11 protein-coding genes are annotated in these 18,714 nt (G+C 51.2%); 7 read left to right on the top strand and 4 right to left on the bottom strand.

What is annotated here, in order from left to right; translation table 11 throughout:
* The 3 genes from GCU44_RS04000 to GCU44_RS03990 all read right to left on the bottom strand — a co-directional run bounded on the left by GCU44_RS04000 (position 1) and on the right by GCU44_RS03990 (position 5,136).
* Complete coding sequence (locus GCU44_RS04000) at positions 1–3,201, bottom strand: SusC/RagA family TonB-linked outer membrane protein (protein ID WP_092168179.1); 3,201 nt, start codon at positions 3,199–3,201, stop codon at positions 1–3.
* 337 nt (positions 3,202–3,538) lie between these two features.
* Positions 3,539–4,606, bottom strand: coding sequence for an agmatinase family protein (locus GCU44_RS03995; protein ID WP_154854121.1), 1,068 nt, complete (start codon positions 4,604–4,606; stop codon positions 3,539–3,541).
* Positions 4,607–4,659: 53 nt separating this feature from the next.
* Positions 4,660–5,136, bottom strand: a complete 477-nt coding sequence (locus GCU44_RS03990) for a SixA phosphatase family protein (RefSeq protein WP_154854118.1) — start codon at positions 5,134–5,136, stop codon at positions 4,660–4,662.
* A gap of 169 nt (positions 5,137–5,305) precedes the next feature.
* On the opposite strand from GCU44_RS03990, the gene topA reads away from it, so the two are divergent.
* Positions 5,306–7,651 (top strand): type I DNA topoisomerase, encoded by a 2,346-nt coding sequence (gene topA / locus GCU44_RS03985; protein ID WP_154854115.1) that lies wholly within the window; start codon positions 5,306–5,308, stop codon positions 7,649–7,651.
* Between the two features lie 137 nt (positions 7,652–7,788).
* Here topA and GCU44_RS03980 read toward each other — a convergent pair whose 3' ends face one another.
* Positions 7,789–8,703: a ThuA domain-containing protein gene (locus GCU44_RS03980; RefSeq protein WP_092168167.1), complete on the bottom strand. Its 915-nt coding sequence runs from the start codon at positions 8,701–8,703 to the stop codon at positions 7,789–7,791.
* 386 nt (positions 8,704–9,089) lie between these two features.
* On the opposite strand from GCU44_RS03980, the gene GCU44_RS03975 reads away from it, so the two are divergent.
* From GCU44_RS03975 to GCU44_RS03950, 6 genes are all read left to right on the top strand, one after another.
* Positions 9,090–9,893: a PhzF family phenazine biosynthesis protein gene (locus GCU44_RS03975; protein ID WP_154854113.1), complete on the top strand. Its 804-nt coding sequence runs from the start codon at positions 9,090–9,092 to the stop codon at positions 9,891–9,893.
* 129 nt (positions 9,894–10,022) lie between these two features.
* Positions 10,023–11,657 carry an FAD-dependent oxidoreductase gene (locus tag GCU44_RS03970; RefSeq protein WP_154854110.1) on the top strand — a complete coding sequence of 545 codons (1,635 nt, stop codon included), beginning with the start codon at positions 10,023–10,025 and terminating at the stop codon, positions 11,655–11,657.
* Between the two features lie 422 nt (positions 11,658–12,079).
* Positions 12,080–13,456, top strand: coding sequence for a glycoside hydrolase family 140 protein (locus tag GCU44_RS03965; RefSeq protein WP_154854106.1), 1,377 nt, complete (start codon positions 12,080–12,082; stop codon positions 13,454–13,456).
* A gap of 455 nt (positions 13,457–13,911) precedes the next feature.
* Positions 13,912–16,377, top strand: coding sequence for a TonB-dependent receptor (locus GCU44_RS03960; RefSeq protein ID WP_154854103.1), 2,466 nt, complete (start codon positions 13,912–13,914; stop codon positions 16,375–16,377).
* 18 nt (positions 16,378–16,395) lie between these two features.
* Positions 16,396–17,679, top strand: a complete 1,284-nt coding sequence (locus GCU44_RS03955; protein WP_161993889.1) for a PepSY-associated TM helix domain-containing protein — start codon at positions 16,396–16,398, stop codon at positions 17,677–17,679.
* 326 nt (positions 17,680–18,005) lie between these two features.
* Complete coding sequence (locus tag GCU44_RS03950; RefSeq protein ID WP_092168152.1) at positions 18,006–18,233, top strand: hypothetical protein; 228 nt, start codon at positions 18,006–18,008, stop codon at positions 18,231–18,233.
* Positions 18,234–18,714 lie beyond the last annotated feature (481 nt).

Below are 18,714 nucleotides of genomic sequence, written 5' to 3'. Positions count from 1 at the left end.
TCATAGGGCGATCCGTAGATTGAATCCATAGGACCGATTGGTGGGCGGCATGAAGTTTTCAAAGCCGGTACCGGCCTCACCCCCTCCCATCTGGGAAGCGGATTCGGGATCCAGGCCCAGCTCCTTTGCTTTGGCGCTTCGGTGCAGGATCGCGAGGTTACGACCGAACACCGAAACGTTGACGTTTTGCAACTTCCAAACCGAAAATCGGTAGCCCAGCGTGAGCTCCCGCAGTTTTATAAAGGACCCATCGATGATGGAGTACTCATGGTTGTTCCACACCCAGGATCCATTGTAATAGTCTTGCGCCGAGATGCGAACATCGTTTGGTGAGCCATCTCCCTGAACACCCTCGACCACAATCCCCTCGGCCCGCACGTTGTTTTGGACGCTGTTTTCAAAAGCTCCTGTGGGATACGAATGCCAATACGTGGTGCTGAAGAAATCTCCCCCCATGCGGAAGTCAAACAATCCTCCGAAGGTAACATTCTTGTACCGGAAGCTGTTCTGTATCCCTCCGATCCAATCCGGGGTAACATTTCCCAAAATCACCTGTTGGTTGGTGGTCATGGGTGTCCCGTTTGGATTGATCATGATGTTGCCACTATCGTCTCGCACGTAGGGCAGGCCACTCAGGTCCCCCCAGGGCTGCCCGGGCGTGCCGACCAGCCGAACCCCGCCAAAACCGGAACTGATGGTAATGTTTTCCAGCCCCTGGTACAGCGATTCCACCGTACTGGTGTTTTTGGCCCAGTTTACGGTCGCGTCCCAGGAAAAGTCTCCCCGTTGAACCAGGCTACCTCGCAAAATGATTTCAATGCCCTTGTTTTCAATTTCTGCGGCATTGATCAATTGGGAAGCGTAACCCGTGGACCGGGCGGTCGGCACCTGCAAGATCATGTTTTCGGTCACCTGCCGGTAATAGGTTGCATCCAGCGATAAGCGATCCGAGAAAAAGCGCAGATCAGCCCCCACTTCAAAGGAGGTGGTCATTTCCGGCAGCAGGTTGGTGGGCGGCTTTACAGCAGTGGGAGTAAATAAAGAAATATTGTTAAAGGTAGTTGTTCCATAAGTTCCCATCAGTTGGTACGGATCGGTATCCGAACCCACCTGCGCCAAACTGGCCCGGACCTGTGCATGACTCAGGGTCCTGGAAGTCATGTTCAGCGCTTCGGATAGGGTCAAGGCCAGGTTAACGGAAGGGTAGAAATAGGAGCGATTCTCCTCCGGCAGCGTAGAACTCCAGTCATTTCTTCCGGTCGCCCCCAGAAACAGGTACCCTTTGTAACCCAAGGTAGCGGAAGAATAGATACTATAGGTTTCCCGCTGACTTTCGGACATGCTTGTACCCGGTGTTCCGCGCACATTGGAAATATTAAACAGGTCCGGAACCGCCAGGTCGGGTGCGCTGAGGGAAAGGAAATCGGCGGTATTTTGCCGGAAGTTTCCGCCCACCAGGGCCACCAGGGAAAAGTCATTCAGAAATTGCTTGTTGATGTTCAAGCGGATATCGCTGTTAAATTCCTGCCTGCTGAGGTTGGTAAGGGAAAACTGCCCTCCGCGGTTGTTGTTGATATTGGCCCGTGTACGGGAGAGGGTGATGGATTTTCTCTCTTCCGTATAGTAATCGAGGCCCGTTACCATATTGGCAGAAAGCCAGTCGTTAAGCTGGTAATCTATATTGACGTTTCCAAAGAAACGTTTTCGGTCCATGCTGTTGGTGTTTTCCAGGTCATAATAGAAATTGTTGGCATTTTGGTTGTAGCCGCTGCCCATTTCGTTGCCATGCTCCCGATAGACCTTTTTCACCTCATCCAGCGGAATGTTTCGAAAAGCACCCCAGGCCAGTTTGGTCATGGAGCCATAACTAACTACTGGGATGTTGTCACTAAATCGGTTGACGTAATTGAAATCTGTACTCACTTTTAATTTATCGGTGGGCAGCAGGGTGAGACTGGCATTGAAGGTATTGACCGTCTGGTCGGTATTGAAAAAGGTCCCCGTCATCTGACGGTTTGAAAAGGCAACACGCCCATAGGCTTCTTTGCCTCGTGCGGTCACAGCTACCTGATTGATCAGGTTACTTCCAGTCTGAAAATAGTGGTCGTGGATGTTATTTGGGATGGACTCCCAGGGGCTATTGGGGCCCTTCACCCACTGATCCAGGAGCAAGCCGGCATCGTAACGCGGTCCCCAGGAAGTTGCGTTTTCGTTGATACCACCGCCGATTCCGTTCACATAGTTGTAGCTGTTTTGTTTCGCGTATTCATTATAGCTCAGGTTGGAACCGGGATTATTTTGCAGGTATTGCTGCCAATCGTACTCTCCGCCCCGTTGCCCGGGTCCGTAGTCGTTCTGAAAATCCATAAAAAAGCTGGGTACATCAAACACCAGGGAGGAGTTCAGTTCCACACCCAGTCCCTGTTTGCCCTGCTGCCCTTTTTTGGTTTCGATCAGGATGACCCCATGCGTGGCCCGGTTGCCGTACAGGGCCGCCGCATTGGCGCCTTTTAATACGGTAAGTGAGGCAATGTTTTCCGGATCAATGTCTGCGGCGGTATTGCCATAATCCAGACCGCCGGCACCTCCCAGGTTGCTGCTGGAATTATCGATTGGGATTCCGTCTACGACAAACAGGGGTTGGTTTCCGGAGAACGAAGCATTTCCCCGAATGACGATTCGGGAGGAGGCGCCCACCTGAGAACCGCTATTGGTTACCTGTACCCCGGCAATTTTTCCACTAAGGGAATTGACCAGGTTGAAATCGTTGGCACTGGTCAGGTCCTCGGGTTTCAGTGCCTGTACGGTGTAGCCCAGTTCTTTTCGCTCACGTTGGACGCCAAAGGCCGTCACGACCACCTCGCCCAGGTCCTGAGAATCTTCCCGCATGACCACATCGAGGGTGCTACGTCCGTTAACGTCGACGGTTTGGGATTCGAAACCGATAAAGGAAAAAGAAAGACGTTCGGAGCCTTCGGGAACGGCGAGTTGGTATTGGCCGTCAATATCCGTAACTGTACCAATGGTGGTACCGACCACCAGAATGCTGACACCGGGCAGGACCTCGTTCGACTCGTTGCGAACGGTACCACTGACCCGGTTTTGTGCGTTCGCTTCCGAGGCAAATAGCCCTAGAAACAGCAGCAAGCCCAGGCACAGGGAGGCCCTGTGGCAAGGGAGATGTAGGGTAGATTTTTTCATATGCGTTGATTAGGTATGAAAGGATAGGCTAAGTTAGACTAGTACTTCCCCAAACCTGTGCTACATCTTAACCAAAAAATATGGTATCTTATCCAAAATCCGGAATCGCCCCTGGAAAGAGGAGCAGGTTAATAAAAAATGACACTTTTTGGAAGCTTGGGACTTTTTCTGGGGATACGGCCCGTTCCTGCACAAAATCAGCAAAAGAAGGGGGGAAAAACTACCGGGGCTAAAAAATCACCGGCAATCCACGCCCGCCAGGCCATGAAGTACTCTTTCGCGCCAATTTGCTCCCGTAAGCCCGCATAACCTAACCGGAAGTACCGACTAACCCAACCTATCCCCAGTGTAGTTTTCCCTGGGAGACAGCGGTCAGATTTGCGATCCGGTACAAGATACGGGCGCCTACGTTGGCATCCCATTCGCCCCCGTCGCTACCAGGCGCCACCTCTACCAGGTCAAAGCCAATCAGTTTCCTGCCGGACCGTACGAGCATTTTGATCAAAAACATGAGTTGCTGGTAATCCAATCCTCCGGGTACCGGCGTACCGGTATGTGGGCATAGCTGTGGAATCAGGCCATCGATATCGATGCTTAGGTAGACCTGCTCCGGCAGGGCCGCAAGGATCTCCCGGCAAAGCGCCTCCCAGGTGTTGCCTCCGTACAATTGCTCCTTCAGGTTTCCGTCGGTAAAAAGCTGGCAACGCGTATCGGATTGACCAAGGTTCCATTCTTGTTCGCATACATCCCGAACGCCCACCTGTACCAGGCGCTGCACCTGGGGAATTTTCAGGAAATTATAGGCAATGGAAGCATGAGAAAAGTCGAACCCCTCGTAAGCCGGGCGCAAATCTGCATGGGCATCGATTTGCAGAATGCCGAACGATTCGTGTTTTTTGGCAATCGCCTGCACCAGTCCCAAAGGCGTACTGTGATCGCCACCCAGCAAACCGACCAGTTTGCCCTGGTCTAATTGCTTCTCGGCCTGTTCGGTTACCCAATCGTTCATTTTTCGGCAGGCAGCATTGATAATGTCTGGCACGGCAGCGAAACGTTCGTGGTCGGCCTCCGGAGATCCCTTCTGCAGCCATTGGATGTATTTATCCGCCAACAAGCGGTAGTTATCATTATCCGCCTTTAGTGCCGGGTTCAGGGGCAGCATGGACAGACCAAGCTTCCAGGCATCCCGTATGTCCTCTTGAAACAAGTCAACCTGTACGGAGGCCTCAAGGATGGCTGCAGGTCCACCGGCCGTGCCCGACCGGTAAGACACCGTCACTTCCCAGGGAACGGGAAGGATCAGCAGCTGACTGTTTTCGGGTTCAAAGGGAAGGCCAAAGAGCTTGCCGGCGTAGCCCAGACCGTTTGGATCAAAATTGGTAATGGAAGTAGGGTTGGCTGACATAAAAAAAAGGTTTTTGCGTACGAATAAACTCAGGTTGGGAAAGGAAATGAATCCTATTGCAGGATTTCCTCCAGGGTTCCGGTTCCTTTGGACACGGCCTCCCATTCCTGGTCGGTGAAATGAATCCGAGCCATCATACCCGGGGAAAACACCAGGTGAGACTCTCCGGTAAGGTAGGCAGCAAGCTGGCTGACGGCCGGATTGTGTCCCACCAACAGCACCTGATTGGCTTCTTTCGGAAACTGCGTTAACTGCCGAAAAAGCTGCTCCCGGCTGGCCTGATAAATGGATCGGTGAGCATTGCAGGTTTTCACCGACAATTGTTGGGCAAGAATGGCCGCAGTTTGGCTGCATCGTTTGGCGGGGCTGTGGATCAAATAATCGCAGGTTTGGCCGTTTATGGCCAGCGTCCTTCCCAATCGTTCCACCTGCTGGGAACCAGCGGGCGTGAGGCTCCGTTGCATGTCTTCCACTGCAAAAGAAGGTGCCGTTGCTTCTCCGTGTCGGGCCAGTAGTAATTCCTTCACCATAAGCTGTCGTTGGTCGTTGCTTTGAAAATTAAATATGTAGATTTTACCCCGGCAATAAAAATTGCGGGGGAGGAATATTTGGAAGACAAGTATATGACATCTATTTTTAGGCCAAATTTAGCGGATAGTAACCGGATCCCATGTATTTTTATCTTTAACTACGTAAACCATGCCAAAAAATTTAGTCATTGTCGAGTCCCCTGCAAAAGCCAAGACCATAGAAGGTTACCTTGGAAAGGACTTCAAAGTTACTTCCAGTTACGGGCATGTGCGGGATCTTCCCAAAGGGGAAAATGCCATTGACATAAAAAATAAATTCAAACCAACGTACGAGGTCAGCCCCGATAAAAAGGAGGTAATCCGGGAATTAAAAAAATTAGTTAAGGAGGCAGAGACCATCTTTCTGGCAAGTGACGACGACCGCGAAGGCGAGGCCATTTCCTGGCACCTAAAGGAGGTTCTCAACCTGAAAGACGAAAATACCAAACGCATTGTGTTCCGGGAAATCACCAAATCCGCCATCATCAAGGCCCTGGAATCTCCCCGCAAAATCGACCTGGACCTGGTCAATGCGCAGCAAGCCCGACGAATTCTAGACCGATTGGTGGGTTTTGAACTTTCACCGGTCTTGTGGAAAAAAATAAAAGCCGGGCTGTCCGCAGGCCGGGTACAATCCGTGGCGGTACGTTTCATTGTAGACCGGGAGCGGGAAATCGAAAAATTCGACGCTACCTCTTCCTACAAGATCACCGCGCTTTTTGACGTAGAAGGAAAGCAGCTGCAAGCGGAACTGCCCAAGAAGTTCGATACCAAAGAAGAGGCAGAAGCCTTTTTGAAAAACTGCCTGGAAGCTGATTTTTCCATCAAATCCCTGGAAACCAAACCGGCGAAAAAGACCCCGGCTGCGCCCTTTACTACCTCCACCCTGCAACAAGAGGCAAGTAGAAAGCTGTATTTCTCCGTGGCCCAGACCATGAATATCGCCCAGAAACTCTACGAATCCGGCAGGATCACCTACATGCGTACCGACAGCGTAAATCTCTCGGATGATGCACTAAAAAGTGCAGAAGCCGAAATAACGTCGGCCTTTGGAAAAGAATACCACCACCAACGAAAATTCACTGCCAAATCGGAAGGAGCGCAGGAGGCCCACGAAGCCATCCGCCCTACGGAATTCTCGGTTACCGAGGCCGGAAACGATCGCAACGAGCAGCGGCTGTACGAATTAATCTGGAAACGTGCCATCGCCTCGCAAATGGCCGATGCCCAATTGGAAAAAACCAACGTTTCCATAGCCATTTCCAACGCCGATCAAACGCTGAGCGCAAGCGGGGAAGTAATCAAATTTCAGGGATTTTTGAAGGTATACCTGGAAAGCACCGACGAGGACGAGGAGGAAGAGTCCACTGCCAAAGGCTTGCTCCCTCCCCTAACCGTGGGACAGGAATTGCAGCTGATCGAAATGAAGGGCCGGCAATCCTTCACCCGGCCACCGGCCCGGTACACGGAAGCTTCCCTGGTGAAAAAATTGGAAGAGATGGGCATCGGTCGCCCGTCCACCTATGCGCCCACCATCTCCACCATACAGAAACGAAACTACGTACTCAAGGAATCCAGGGACGGAACGCCCAGAAAGTATACCGAAATGGTAATCAAGGATGGGGCATTTGTATCCGCCGAGAAAACCGAAACCACTGGCACGGAAAAAAACAAGCTTTTCCCCACCAACATTGCCATGGTGGTGAACGACTTCCTGGTCGAGCACTTTCCAAACGTGATCGATTTTTCTTTTACTGCCAAGGTGGAAAAAGAGTTTGACCACATTGCCCATGGAGAGCAACCCTGGGAGGAAATGATCCAAAATTTTTACGGGGCTTTCCATACCAAGGTAGAGCAAACGGAAAACATCAAACGCACCGATGTCAACAGCTCCAAGGAGCTGGGTATCGATCCCAAAACCGGTAAAAAGGTCATTGCCCGACTGGGGAAATTTGGACCATTGGTGCAAATCGGGGATCAGGAAGACGAGGAAAAACAATTTGCCAGCCTGTTGAAAGGGCAGTTTATCGAAAGCATGACCCTCGAAGATGCGCTGGAACTGTTCAAATTGCCACGGGACGTGGGCCATTTTGAGGACAAGAAAATTGTGGCCGCCGTGGGGCGATTCGGACCCTACATCCGGCACGACGGCAAGTTTGTATCCTTGGGCAAAGAGTACGATCCCCTATCGGTCACCGAAGAGGAAGCCATCGAACTGATCAAGGCCAAGCGGGAGGCGGATGCCAAAAAGCATATCAAATCCTTTGACGAAAACCCCGAATTACAAATACTGAACGGTCGTTGGGGACCCTATATCAAGATGGGTAGAAACAATTTCAAGATCCCCAAAGATAAGGAGGCCGAATCGCTGACCTTTGCTGAAACCATGGAAATCATCGAAAGCCAGGGAGACAGTAAAAAAGGGAAAGCCAAACCCAAGAAAGCCGCTCCTGCGAAGAAGAAAACGAAAAAATAAGTTTGTTCCCCGGTTTCAACAAAAAATCCGGATACACACATGCGTTTATCCGGATTTTTTATATGTAGAAACAGGCAAGGAAAGTGTGAATTTACCGCATAAAGATGGGTGGGGCAAACTCCCACTAAGGACCCTGCTTAGTTCTTCATCGGGCTATCGTCTGCCGGCAAGTCCCCAACCACGTACTGGAGCCCATCCACAAAAAATTGCAGCAACTCCGGCTGCTCCAAACTTTGGGCATTGTGGGAAGGGGAACTGTAAAACACCCGGCCTTTTCCGTGCCGCTTGATCCAGGCCACGTAGATGGTATTGTTGCTCACTTCCCCTCTGACACCCTCTAGTTTATCGGCTTCGATGTATAAGAGCGGGCGGAAGTTGTAGTCAAAATAGGCGTTTTTAAAGAAGTAAGGCTCATCCGTATGAACGAACCCCTTGCCATCAAATGCCTGTACCAGGGGATGGCCTGGGTCTACTTCCTTTAAGTGCATTTCCTGTTGCTTGGGGTGGTAGTCAAAGCTTCCACCCACCATGGAGCTGAATTTTTGGGAATTGTTTTGCACGGTAATGGCACCGTGCATGATAAACAGGCCACCGCCCTCCTCCACGTATTCCATCAGATTGGTTTCGTATTGGCTGGCCAATTCTGCAATGCGGGCATCATCCAGACTGGAATTTTTCTTTAGCAAATCTGCGAACAGGTCCCGATCCGGACCGGAAGGGTTGGAATTATTCAGCACAACCGCGTCGTACTGCTTTAGGTTCTCTTTTTCAAACGTATCGATATCCCGGGCGATGGTAATCTCAAAGGCACCGGTCTTTTTTGCAAGAATTTTAAGTAGTTCGTCGTTGTGGGGGATGGTCCAATGGTAAAAGCCCGTATGCTGGGAAAAAACCAGGATGTTCTTTACCGGGGCCTCAATTCTGGTGTCGGAAGGGGCCAGGGACTCAATTTTTTCCAGCCATTCCTCGTTGACCGGAATATCTTTCATACTCTGCGCAAACAGGCCGCCCGCAATAAAAAATAAAAGTAAGGTGTAGATGCTTTTTCTCATGGTAACTACCGGGTATATCGTGGATTATTTGGTGAATACTGTCTGGAAACGCACCGGATACACCAAACAGACCGACCACTGCATTCTCCAATTTGATTGCCATCGGTTTGTTTTCGTATTCTAACGAATCCGCGGGTGAATATAGGCGAAAAAAACGATCGTACCAACGGGAACCGGTCCCTTTTGCCGATTTTCACTGTCAGCGGTGCAGACATCGGGAATGCTTTCGCGCAACCAACCTGGGCAAAACGGCGCCCTCCAGACCAGAAATTCCCCGGTGGCCAGGCACCTTCAAGCCCTTCAATCGCTGCAGGTTAGCAGGAAAATGAGCTTGCTTACCGCCCATTTTTAAGATGGAATTCCTACATTCGCATACGTACACACACATGCAACAAAAAATCTATCAAATCGACGCCTTCGCCGACCGGGTTTTTGCAGGAAATCCGGCAGCTGTTTGCCCCCTGCAGGAGTGGCTGCCGGATTCGCTACTGCAGCAGATCGCCATGGAAAACAACCTGTCCGAAACGGCGTTTTACGTAAAAGAAAGAGATCGCTACCAGATCCGCTGGTTTACCCCGCGGGTGGAAGTGGACCTGTGCGGGCACGCTACCCTGGCTGCCGCCTTTGTCCTGTTCTCCTTCGAAAAGCATGCGGGCAGCAGTATTCACTTTTATTCTGCCCGGAGCGGAGACCTGACGGTTTGCAAGGATGGCGATCAGCTAACCCTGAATTTTCCGGCGGACCCCGTTCGGGAAATTCCGGTAACCGAAAAACTCCGCAATTGCTTCGACCTGTCTCCCACAAAAGCCTTTGCTGGCAAATCGGATTACCTGCTGGTCTACGACTCTGAAGCAGCCATACAAAATCTGCAGCCACATTTTGAGCGGATCGCAGCACTTCCTGCCCGGGGGATAATCGTCACCGCCAAAGGTACACAATTGGATTTTGTGTCCCGATTCTTTGCACCAGGAGCGGGGATAAGCGAGGATCCGGTAACGGGTTCGGCGCATACCACCCTGGCACCCTACTGGGCGGAGCAGCTGGGCAAACCGACCCTGCGTGCTGCCCAGCTTTCTTCCCGCAAAGGCTACCTGCACTGCCGCTGCGAGGGCGAGCGTGTAGCCATTAGCGGAACCGCCAAACTTTACCTCATCGGCGAACTCTTCCTGGATGAATGGGCGCAGCGCTAAGGCTGCCCGCGGACATCTCATTTCAAAATCCGTATTCCTTTGAAGAAAGGAACTGATTTTGCGGCAGGTTTTGACTCCTTTCGTGAGAGGTCGTATATTGAAACGCGACAACCTTGTTACTAAGAAACCATGAAAACCGCCCTTAACTCCGCTTTCGGAAAAATCCCCCAATCCGTATTGCTGGTGTTGGTACTCGGATGGGCCTGCCATCATCCGGAACAGCTCATCGAATCCGAGGTATGCATCTACGGCAATTCCAGTGCTTCGATCCTGGCGGCCGTACAATTAAAAAAGCGTGGTCGGGAGGTAGTGATCGTCAGCCCGGATACATATATCGGAGGCATGACGATCGAAGGCCTGGGTGGATCGGATATCAACAATCACTCCGGCTTTAAAAACGATTCCGTGATCGGTGGGCTTACCCTGGAGTTTTACAAAGACGTGGCCCGGCATTATGGGGTTACCAACTTCGATTCGGCACGAGCCCAGGCCCGCACCTGGCGCTTTGAGCCGCATGTGGCCAAGGGTATTTTTGATCGCTGGCTGGCCGAGCTGGAAATCCCGGTCTATACGGAATCCAGGCTACGCCTTGCCTTCGATGCGGTAACCAAAGAGGGCGAAAAAATCGTGTCCATTGAAACACGTAACGGGAAAACGTTTCGGGCTTCCCTCTTTATCGATGCCTCCTACGAAGGTGACCTACTGCACTATGCCGGGATATCCACGATCGTAGGTAGGGAGCCAAATAGCCGCTACGGAGAAACCAAAAACGGCATCCGCGAATCGAATACCTACCGGAATTTCGAGGTAGCTGTGGATCCCTATGTAGAGCCCGGCAATCCGCAGAGCGGGTTGATTCATACCATTCAGGACGAAGCCCTGGGTCAACCCGGCGCGGGCGATGGGCGCATTCAGGCCTACTGCTTCCGCGCCTGCCTGACCAAAGACCCATCCAACCGCATACCCTTTGCAAAGCCCGAAAACTACCAACGCGATTGGTACGAGATCTACCTGCGCTACCTCGACGCCGGCGGTACCCTGTACAAGCCTTCCTACTCCATTCCGGGCAACAAAACCGATCTGGGGGCCTGGCACGACCTGTCGCACAACCTGTATGGCATGAACCACGCCTACCCGGAAGGGGACTACGAGCAACGGGCCGAGATTTACCAATACCACCTGGATTTTACCCGTGGCCTGTTTTGGTTTCTGGCCAACGACCCGGAAGTTCCCAAAAACGTCCGCCAGGAATGGCGTCAGTGGGGTACCACGAAAGACGAATTTACCGACAACCAGGGCTGGCCCCGCATGCTGTATATCCGCGACGGCCGGAGAATGCAATCCGATTACGTCATTACCGAGCACCATACCCGCAAAGATACCAGTATTCGTATCGAGGATCCGGTAGCCATTGCCTTTTGGCCTCCGGATGTGCACCACGTGCGGCGCATTGTGCGGGAAGGCAAGGCCTACAACGAAGGCTTTGTTTTTGGTGGGGACAATTGGAAGCCCTTTCCTATTCCCTACAGCAGCCTTGTTCCCCGGGAATCCGAATGCAACAACTTGCTGACACCCACCTGTCTTTCTGCCAGCCACATCGCCTATGGAGCCATCCGGCTGGAATGGACCTTTATGCTGTTGGGGGAAGCGGCGGGCATCGCGGCCGACCTGTGCCTGGAAACGAACACATCCGTGCAACAGCTGCCCTATTCCGAATTGAAAGAACGCCTGGAAGCTAACCGGACCGTTATCACCTTACGTTAAACAGCGCCAGGACAATCCGGAAAAAAGCCCATTAATTCGAATCCCGCCAATGCGCCTTTTTCCTGAGGGTTTATTCAATTCCTTTACTCGTCGTTATCGGAATGCATAAATGGATGTGATCGGCGAGGCACTGCTACAGCTTTTATGCAATCCAGAAGGCACAGAGGACGCCGACTACCGGGCATGAATACGTGAAGTACCAATAAGCAACGATGTAGACGTAGAGAGCGATCCAATTTCTATCTTAGTTTCGCCCCAAAAGTAGGCCCTGATCACTAAACCCACAGCAGGTTTTTCCTGCTATTGTTGCAACTTCTTCTAATTTAAAGGATATTTACTTAGGAGGTTCATCCCAGGAAAAGCAGCCTGTTTGTCCGTCAGTGGAATGTGCACCTCTTGTCAAACCTAAACCGAAAATCAACATGAAACCCTTTGCAATGCTGGCACCCCTGCTTTTTTTGACCCTTTTCACCACCGGACAGCAGCTCCCCCTGCTGAAAATCTCCGATAATCAACGGTATCTGGAAACAGCGGACGGGCAACCCTTTTTCTGGTTGGGAGATACCGCCTGGGAACTGCTCCACCGCCTGAACAAAGCAGAAATAGACCGGTACCTACAGGACCGGGCCGATAAGGGTTTTACCCTTATCCAAACCGTGATCCTGGCCGAACTGGATGGATTGAACAGTCCCAATGCGCAGGGAGCTACCCCATTGATCGACAACAACCCCGAAAAGCTAAACGAAGCCTATTTTGAACACGTAGATTACCTGATGGAAAAGGCTTCGGAGCTGGGGCTATATGTGGGACTTTTGCCCACCTGGGGAGATAAGTTTAACCGACGGTGGGGGGCTGGCCCGGAGATCTTTACCCCGGAGAATGCCGCCACCTATGGCGAGTTACTGGCCAAACGCTACCACAACCACAGCAACCTGGTGTGGATACTGGGAGGAGACCGGGCGATGGAGAACGAAACTCATTACGAAATCATTCGCGCCATGGCCCAAGGCATTCGGGCCCATGACCAACGCCACCTGCTGACCTTCCATCCGGTCGGTGGAAAGAAAGCGACGGACTTTTTTAGCGAGGATACCTGGCTGCAGCTGGACATGTTTCAAAGCGGGCACAGCCGCCTGGCAAAGGACTACCAATACGTACTGGACGCGCGAAACCTAAGGCCCACCCGGCCGGTAATCAACGGGGAGCCCCGCTACGAAAACATTCGCGATCGGTTTTGGGAAGACAAAGCGTATGGCTGGCTAGACGATGCCGATGTGCGGGTGGCCGGATACTGGACCATGCTATCGGGAGCCGCCGGCTACACCTACGGCTGCAACGATATCTGGCAAATGTACAGCAGCAAGCACGAACCCGTAATCAATGCGCGCACGGGATGGCAGGAGGCGCTAGACCTACCCGGTTCGAAGCAAATGGGCTACCTGAAAAACATCCTTTCAGCGCTGCCCTGGCAGGAACTGCAACTGGATCAACGCTTACTGCTGGGAGACAATCCCGAGGACACCTCTCACCGCTTACTTGCCCGAACGGAAAGGGGCGACCTGTTACTTGCCTATACCCCTACCGGTATGCCCCTGCACCTGGATTTACCAAAACTGGATGCGGAAACCGTCAGCGCGTACTGGTTCAATCCCCGAAACGGCCGGGTCAAGGCGATTGGCGACCTGAAGACCAGCTCAGCACACCGCTTTACCCCCTGGGCCAGTGGCTGGGGCAGCGATTTCCTACTGCTGCTGGTGGATAAAGCGGCCGGGTACGATTTTTCGGCGTTTATGGACTAAGTCACGATTCCTTCCCCTTTTTGGGATGCGCACGTAAGCGCCGCTGATCTTTTCCCCGATCGCTGCCTGTATTCCCTGCCACTGGCTAACTGGCTTGCAGCTATTTTTCTAAAGAATACACCCGTAGTTTCGCGGCTGGTCTGAGTCGAATCAGGAACCCCGGAGTCGGCAGGTCCGCCGAACTCCAGCGGACAATCCACTGGTGTCCTTTCGCAATTCCCATAAGGGAAAGCAGGCAATAGCCTGCTCAGGGAATGGCCTATCCCAGGCTCGGGTTTCCGAAACTTAGCCGCCTCTTTCACTCTGTGGGCTATTCAGACGGCCAATTGGATTAGCGAATAGGGAATGTGAAATCCATAGAAAAAATCAATATTTATTTAGTCTAAATAATTTTTAGCTTCTGAAGGTATGTTGCATATTTGCTATTATTTTAAATCAATCTAAATAAATATAAGATGTCCCGATACCTACTCTTCGTCTTTTTTCTTCAGGTTCTTTTAGCAGCACAGCCCCTGAAGGCACAGACCGGAACCCTTACCGGTAAGGTTACCAATGCTACTGGGGAACCCCTCCCCTTCGCCTCCATCGCGTTGAAAAGTTCCGCTACCGGAACCGTAACCGGTGCGGACGGTTCGTTTTCCCTACCAAACCTGGCACCGGGTAGCTATACCCTGATGGCGTCCTCTATTGGATACGAAAGCCAGTCTCGGGTGGTAACGATAAACGCCGGAGAAGTGACTCAGGTCAATGTATCGCTCACACAGGGGCTTTATGCCTTGCAGACGGTAGAAATCACCGGCCGACGAGAAGTTGGCTACGACAACAAGGAAACCTATTCGGCAACAAAAACTGCCTCCTTGATAAAGGATGTTCCGGCAACGATCAATTTTGTCACAAAAGAACTTATGCTGGATCAGGTAGCCTTTACGGTCAACGATGTGGTGAAAAATGTAGCTGGTGTGAATCAATTTAGTTTTTACAACGACATCACCATTCGAGGTTTTCGTGTACAGGGCCAGCGCAATTTTGGCACATTGCTGAATGGCATGCGCACCTTTACCAGCTTTTGGAAACCGCAATTGATTCCCCATATAGAGCGGGTAGAGGTGATTAAGGGGCCGGCTTCTGCCCTGTTTGGAAATGCATCCCCGGGCGGTGCCATCAACCGGGTGACCAAAAAACCCCTGGCAGAATCCCGTAAATCCATCTCTACCACGGTGGGTAGCTTCAATACCTTGCGCACCCTCGCTGATTTTACCGGCACCATGACCGAAGATAAAAAACTATTGTATCGCCTCAACATCGGCTTCGAAAACTCGGACGGCTTCCGGGACCTGCAGTTTAGCCGAAACCTCGTCGTGGCCCCCTCTTTTGCTTTTTTACCAACGGACAATACCAGCCTTAACTTCGACATCGTTTACCAGGACTCGAAGGGCCGCCTGGACCGGGGACAAGCAGCCTTTGGCAACCGGAACCTGTTTACCACGCCCATTACCACCTCCCTGAGCGCCATCAACGACTTCCTGGATGAAACCACCATCAATGCCACCGTTTCCTTGCGGCACCAGTTTTCAGATCAGGTCAGTTTTAACAGCAGCTACCAACTCTCCAGCTACAACGAGGACCTGTTGGAACACCGGACTTCCAACCGCTTTGCTTCGCTGGGGGACGGATCCATCGACGATACCAAGGTAGCCATGCGGGTTTTTATCCGCAAACGTTCCTGGAACAACAATTCGTTTAACAATTACCTGAACGTAGACTACCAACTGGGAGCGACCCGCCATACCCTGCTGGCAGGATACGACTATTTTCGACAAGAGCAATTGCCCGGAGGATCACAACTGGAGGCCCGGTCCTATCTCCTACAGAACGGAGGCACATCCAATGTATTCAATCCGGCGAATGCAGCCAATTATGTCATGGATGCCAATGGAAACCCGGCCACCAATGTGGGACATTTTGACCTTACCTCTCCCATTGCTAACGGCATGCGGGACATGAGCGGCTACCGCTACATACAGCGCACCTTCAACCAATTTATGCAGGAGTCCCACGGTATCTACCTGCAAAACCAATCTGAATTCGGACCCTTGAAAGTGCTGCTTGGGCTTCGCCAGGAATATTTTAATGATTACCTGAATTACAACAGCCCAGCCGAAGAAACGGTGGACCAGCAGGCCCTGTTGCCCCGGGTAGGGCTGGTGTACAGCATTCATCCCACCACCAACCTGTACGGTACCTGGGTTCAGGGATACCAACCCCAAACTGCGGCCGCTTTTATCAACCCCGAGGCTGGCGGCCCATTCGATCCCCTAACCAGCGAAATGCTGGAATTCGGATCGAAATCCAACTTGTTTAACGATCAGCTAAGTGCAACCCTCGCCTTCTATCAAATCGTAGAGCGAGGGGGCCTGTATAATGCCAATGATCCGACAAACCCCGAAAGGCTGGTACAACTGGGGGAAGAGGAAGCCCGGGGTTTTGAATTGAACCTGAGCGGAAATATCCTTCCAAATTGGTCCATTGTCGCGGGCTATGCCTTTAACGACGCAAAAATCACGGCTGCCGACGAGGAATCAGTGATCGGCCGGCAAAAACCGAATGCCCCCCGACATACTGCAAATGTCTGGACCAAATACATCTTCGAAGGGGGAGTATTTAAAGACCTGGGGATAGGCCTGGGTTACAACCACGTTTCCGAGCGGTTTGGCTCCATCGTCTCCGCTGAGGAACCCGACGTGTTTCCGTCCTATGGCATAGTTGATACGGCTTTGTTTTACAAACTGGACAAGGTGCAGTTTCAAATCAACATCAATAACGTATTTGACGAAACTCACTGGGTAGGAGGCTACGACGTGATTCGGGCGTTTCCCGGAAGTCCACGAAACATCCTAACCACCGTTTCCTACTCCTTTTAACTTATTACGCACGTGAGGGTGAACAAACGCACATTGTTTCAGCTGCATAGCTGGATTGGCATCAAACTAAGTCTTCTCTTTTTTATCGTTTGCTTTTCGGGCACACTGGCTACCCTGAGCAACGAAATGGATTGGCTTTTTCACCCGGGCCTACGCGCCACTGGCAGCGGGGACCGGGTGCCCTACAATACCATTGTGCAGGAAGTACAACAGGCCTACCCCAACCATACACTCAGTTACTGGCTCATGCCGAAAGAGCCCTATCTAAACGATATCCTGTATCTGGAAAAAGACGGATACCGTACCTATGTTTTCGCCGATCCCTTTACCGGAAAGGTAACCGGAGCGACAAAAGTGACGTTTCAACGATTTTTTCGTGATTTTCATTATTACCTGTTTATGCCCTTTTACCAGATCGGCTACTTCATGGTGTTGGTCTTTGCCTTTCTGCTGGCAATATCCCTGGGTACTGCGCTACTCTTCTACAAAAAATGGTGGCGTAAGTTCCTGGAGCTGAAACGGAGTAGCGGAAAGCTGGTACTGTTCCGCAGCTTGCACCGCCTGGTAGGGCTATGGTCCATTCCTTTTGTAATGGTATTTTCGCTGACAGGGATATGGTATTTTACCGAGCGAACCAACCTGGGCAAGGTTTCCGATATATCCAACCCTGCCGCACCAAAACTGGACAGAGAAGTAGCCCTTGATTCCGCAGACCAGACGCCCTTTCCGTACCGGTGGGATTACGACATGGCCGCTAAGGTTGCCCTCCATACCATACCCGGACTGGAAATCAGGGGCATTGTTCCCCCCAGACAGCCATCCAGCACCATCTATTTACGGGGAAAAAGCCAGGTACCACTGGTTAGAAACCGAGCCAATCGGGTATATGTGGATCCCCTCGATTACGAAGCCGTAGGCGTGCAAAAAGCGGAAGATATTCCAACGATCATGTACCTGAACGATATAGCCGACCCCCTTCATTTTGGCAATTGGGGCGGCTTGACATCCAAAATCATTTGGTTTATCAGCGGCCTGGGAATTTCCGGACTGGTGCTTACCGGAATTTGGATTGCCCTGCGAAGGCAGCTTAAAAAATCAGGAACGAAAAAAAATGCGGTGATGGGGGCTTGGAAGTACATCAACTGGCTGCTTGCGGCGCCGATTTTCGCCTACCTTTTCTTCTTTATGCATTTTCGGTATGGCCTGTCTTGGGAACCCATACTGCTCGTCGCGACCATCCTCGCAAGTGTAGGCTGGCTGGCCTGGTACGTATTTGTAACAAAAATGAGACAGGCCCGATAGGCCTCTTCGGGTTGCTGCCCGCAGCTTGCGGGCGGCAGCAACCGGATACCCAGAGACGATCCCGACCGCAGAACAGCGTTATTGGTGTCCCTTCGGAAGCCCTGTAGCCAACCGAGACCGCGTACTTCGGGGACTCCGATTTATTGGCCCGGTAGGCATTAAATCCCGGGCGCAAGATCTTTCCAAAATCCTGCCTATTTCCATTAAAACAACAAAGCAACCAGTCTTTTTAATTTAGTTTAATTACAAACTAGCTATTTATATAGCCGATAAGAAACATTTTCTTAGATAACTGGTATATTGAGGGTAACTAAGGATAAAAAGCTATGGAAAAAGTTTGTTCGAATTGCAACCATTGGGAGCCAACGGCACCCGTAGTTGCCAACAAGGAGAATTACGGTGAGTGCAATAAGTTAAGTCACCTGGAGTCAAAAATGGACCCGGATTACATCATCCCGGTGTTAAACGACGGCCGACCTATTGACCAGAATGCCAAGTCAATAGAATTTATTACCGGAGCCGGTTTTGGCTGTAATCAATTTGCAACCGCCTAAGAAAAGGTAAACGCTATGGTTATAAAATAGACTGTAGCGTTTCTTTTGTGCTGGTATTTAGAATTAATCCAACTATAAATTTTTCTCCTTATCTAAGAAAGTACCGATAGCTTTTCTTAAGATAAGGTAATACGTATAATTTCTCTGCGCACCTTTCTTAGTCCTAACCAAGCCCTTATACAATTACCCCTTAATCGTCCTTCGGGCAGCCAGTTCGCCACATAAACGTAGGTCTTTTTCCCGGCTTTCTTTGGGAGACAACTACCCTTTTTTTTAGCAGGAAAACCAACCACTCAAAAACAACAGCAACCGGCATAACTGTTACCCGAACGGGCGGTAAGTTAACATGCAGCCGGGCTCCGTGCTGGCTCCAATCCGGACTCAATGCTATTAAGTTAAGAAAAAAATGGCCTCTTGAGACAAAATAAGCCGATTTTCCTTATGAAAACCGGCCTACTTTAGGTAAATTATGTTGTCTTAA

This window comes from Cyclobacterium xiamenense (assembly GCF_009467825.1).
GTDB classification, from domain to species: domain Bacteria; phylum Bacteroidota; class Bacteroidia; order Cytophagales; family Cyclobacteriaceae; genus Cyclobacterium; species Cyclobacterium xiamenense.
The sequence above is the reverse complement of the archived record's forward strand: the minus strand, read 5'-3'. Positions and strand labels throughout refer to the sequence as shown.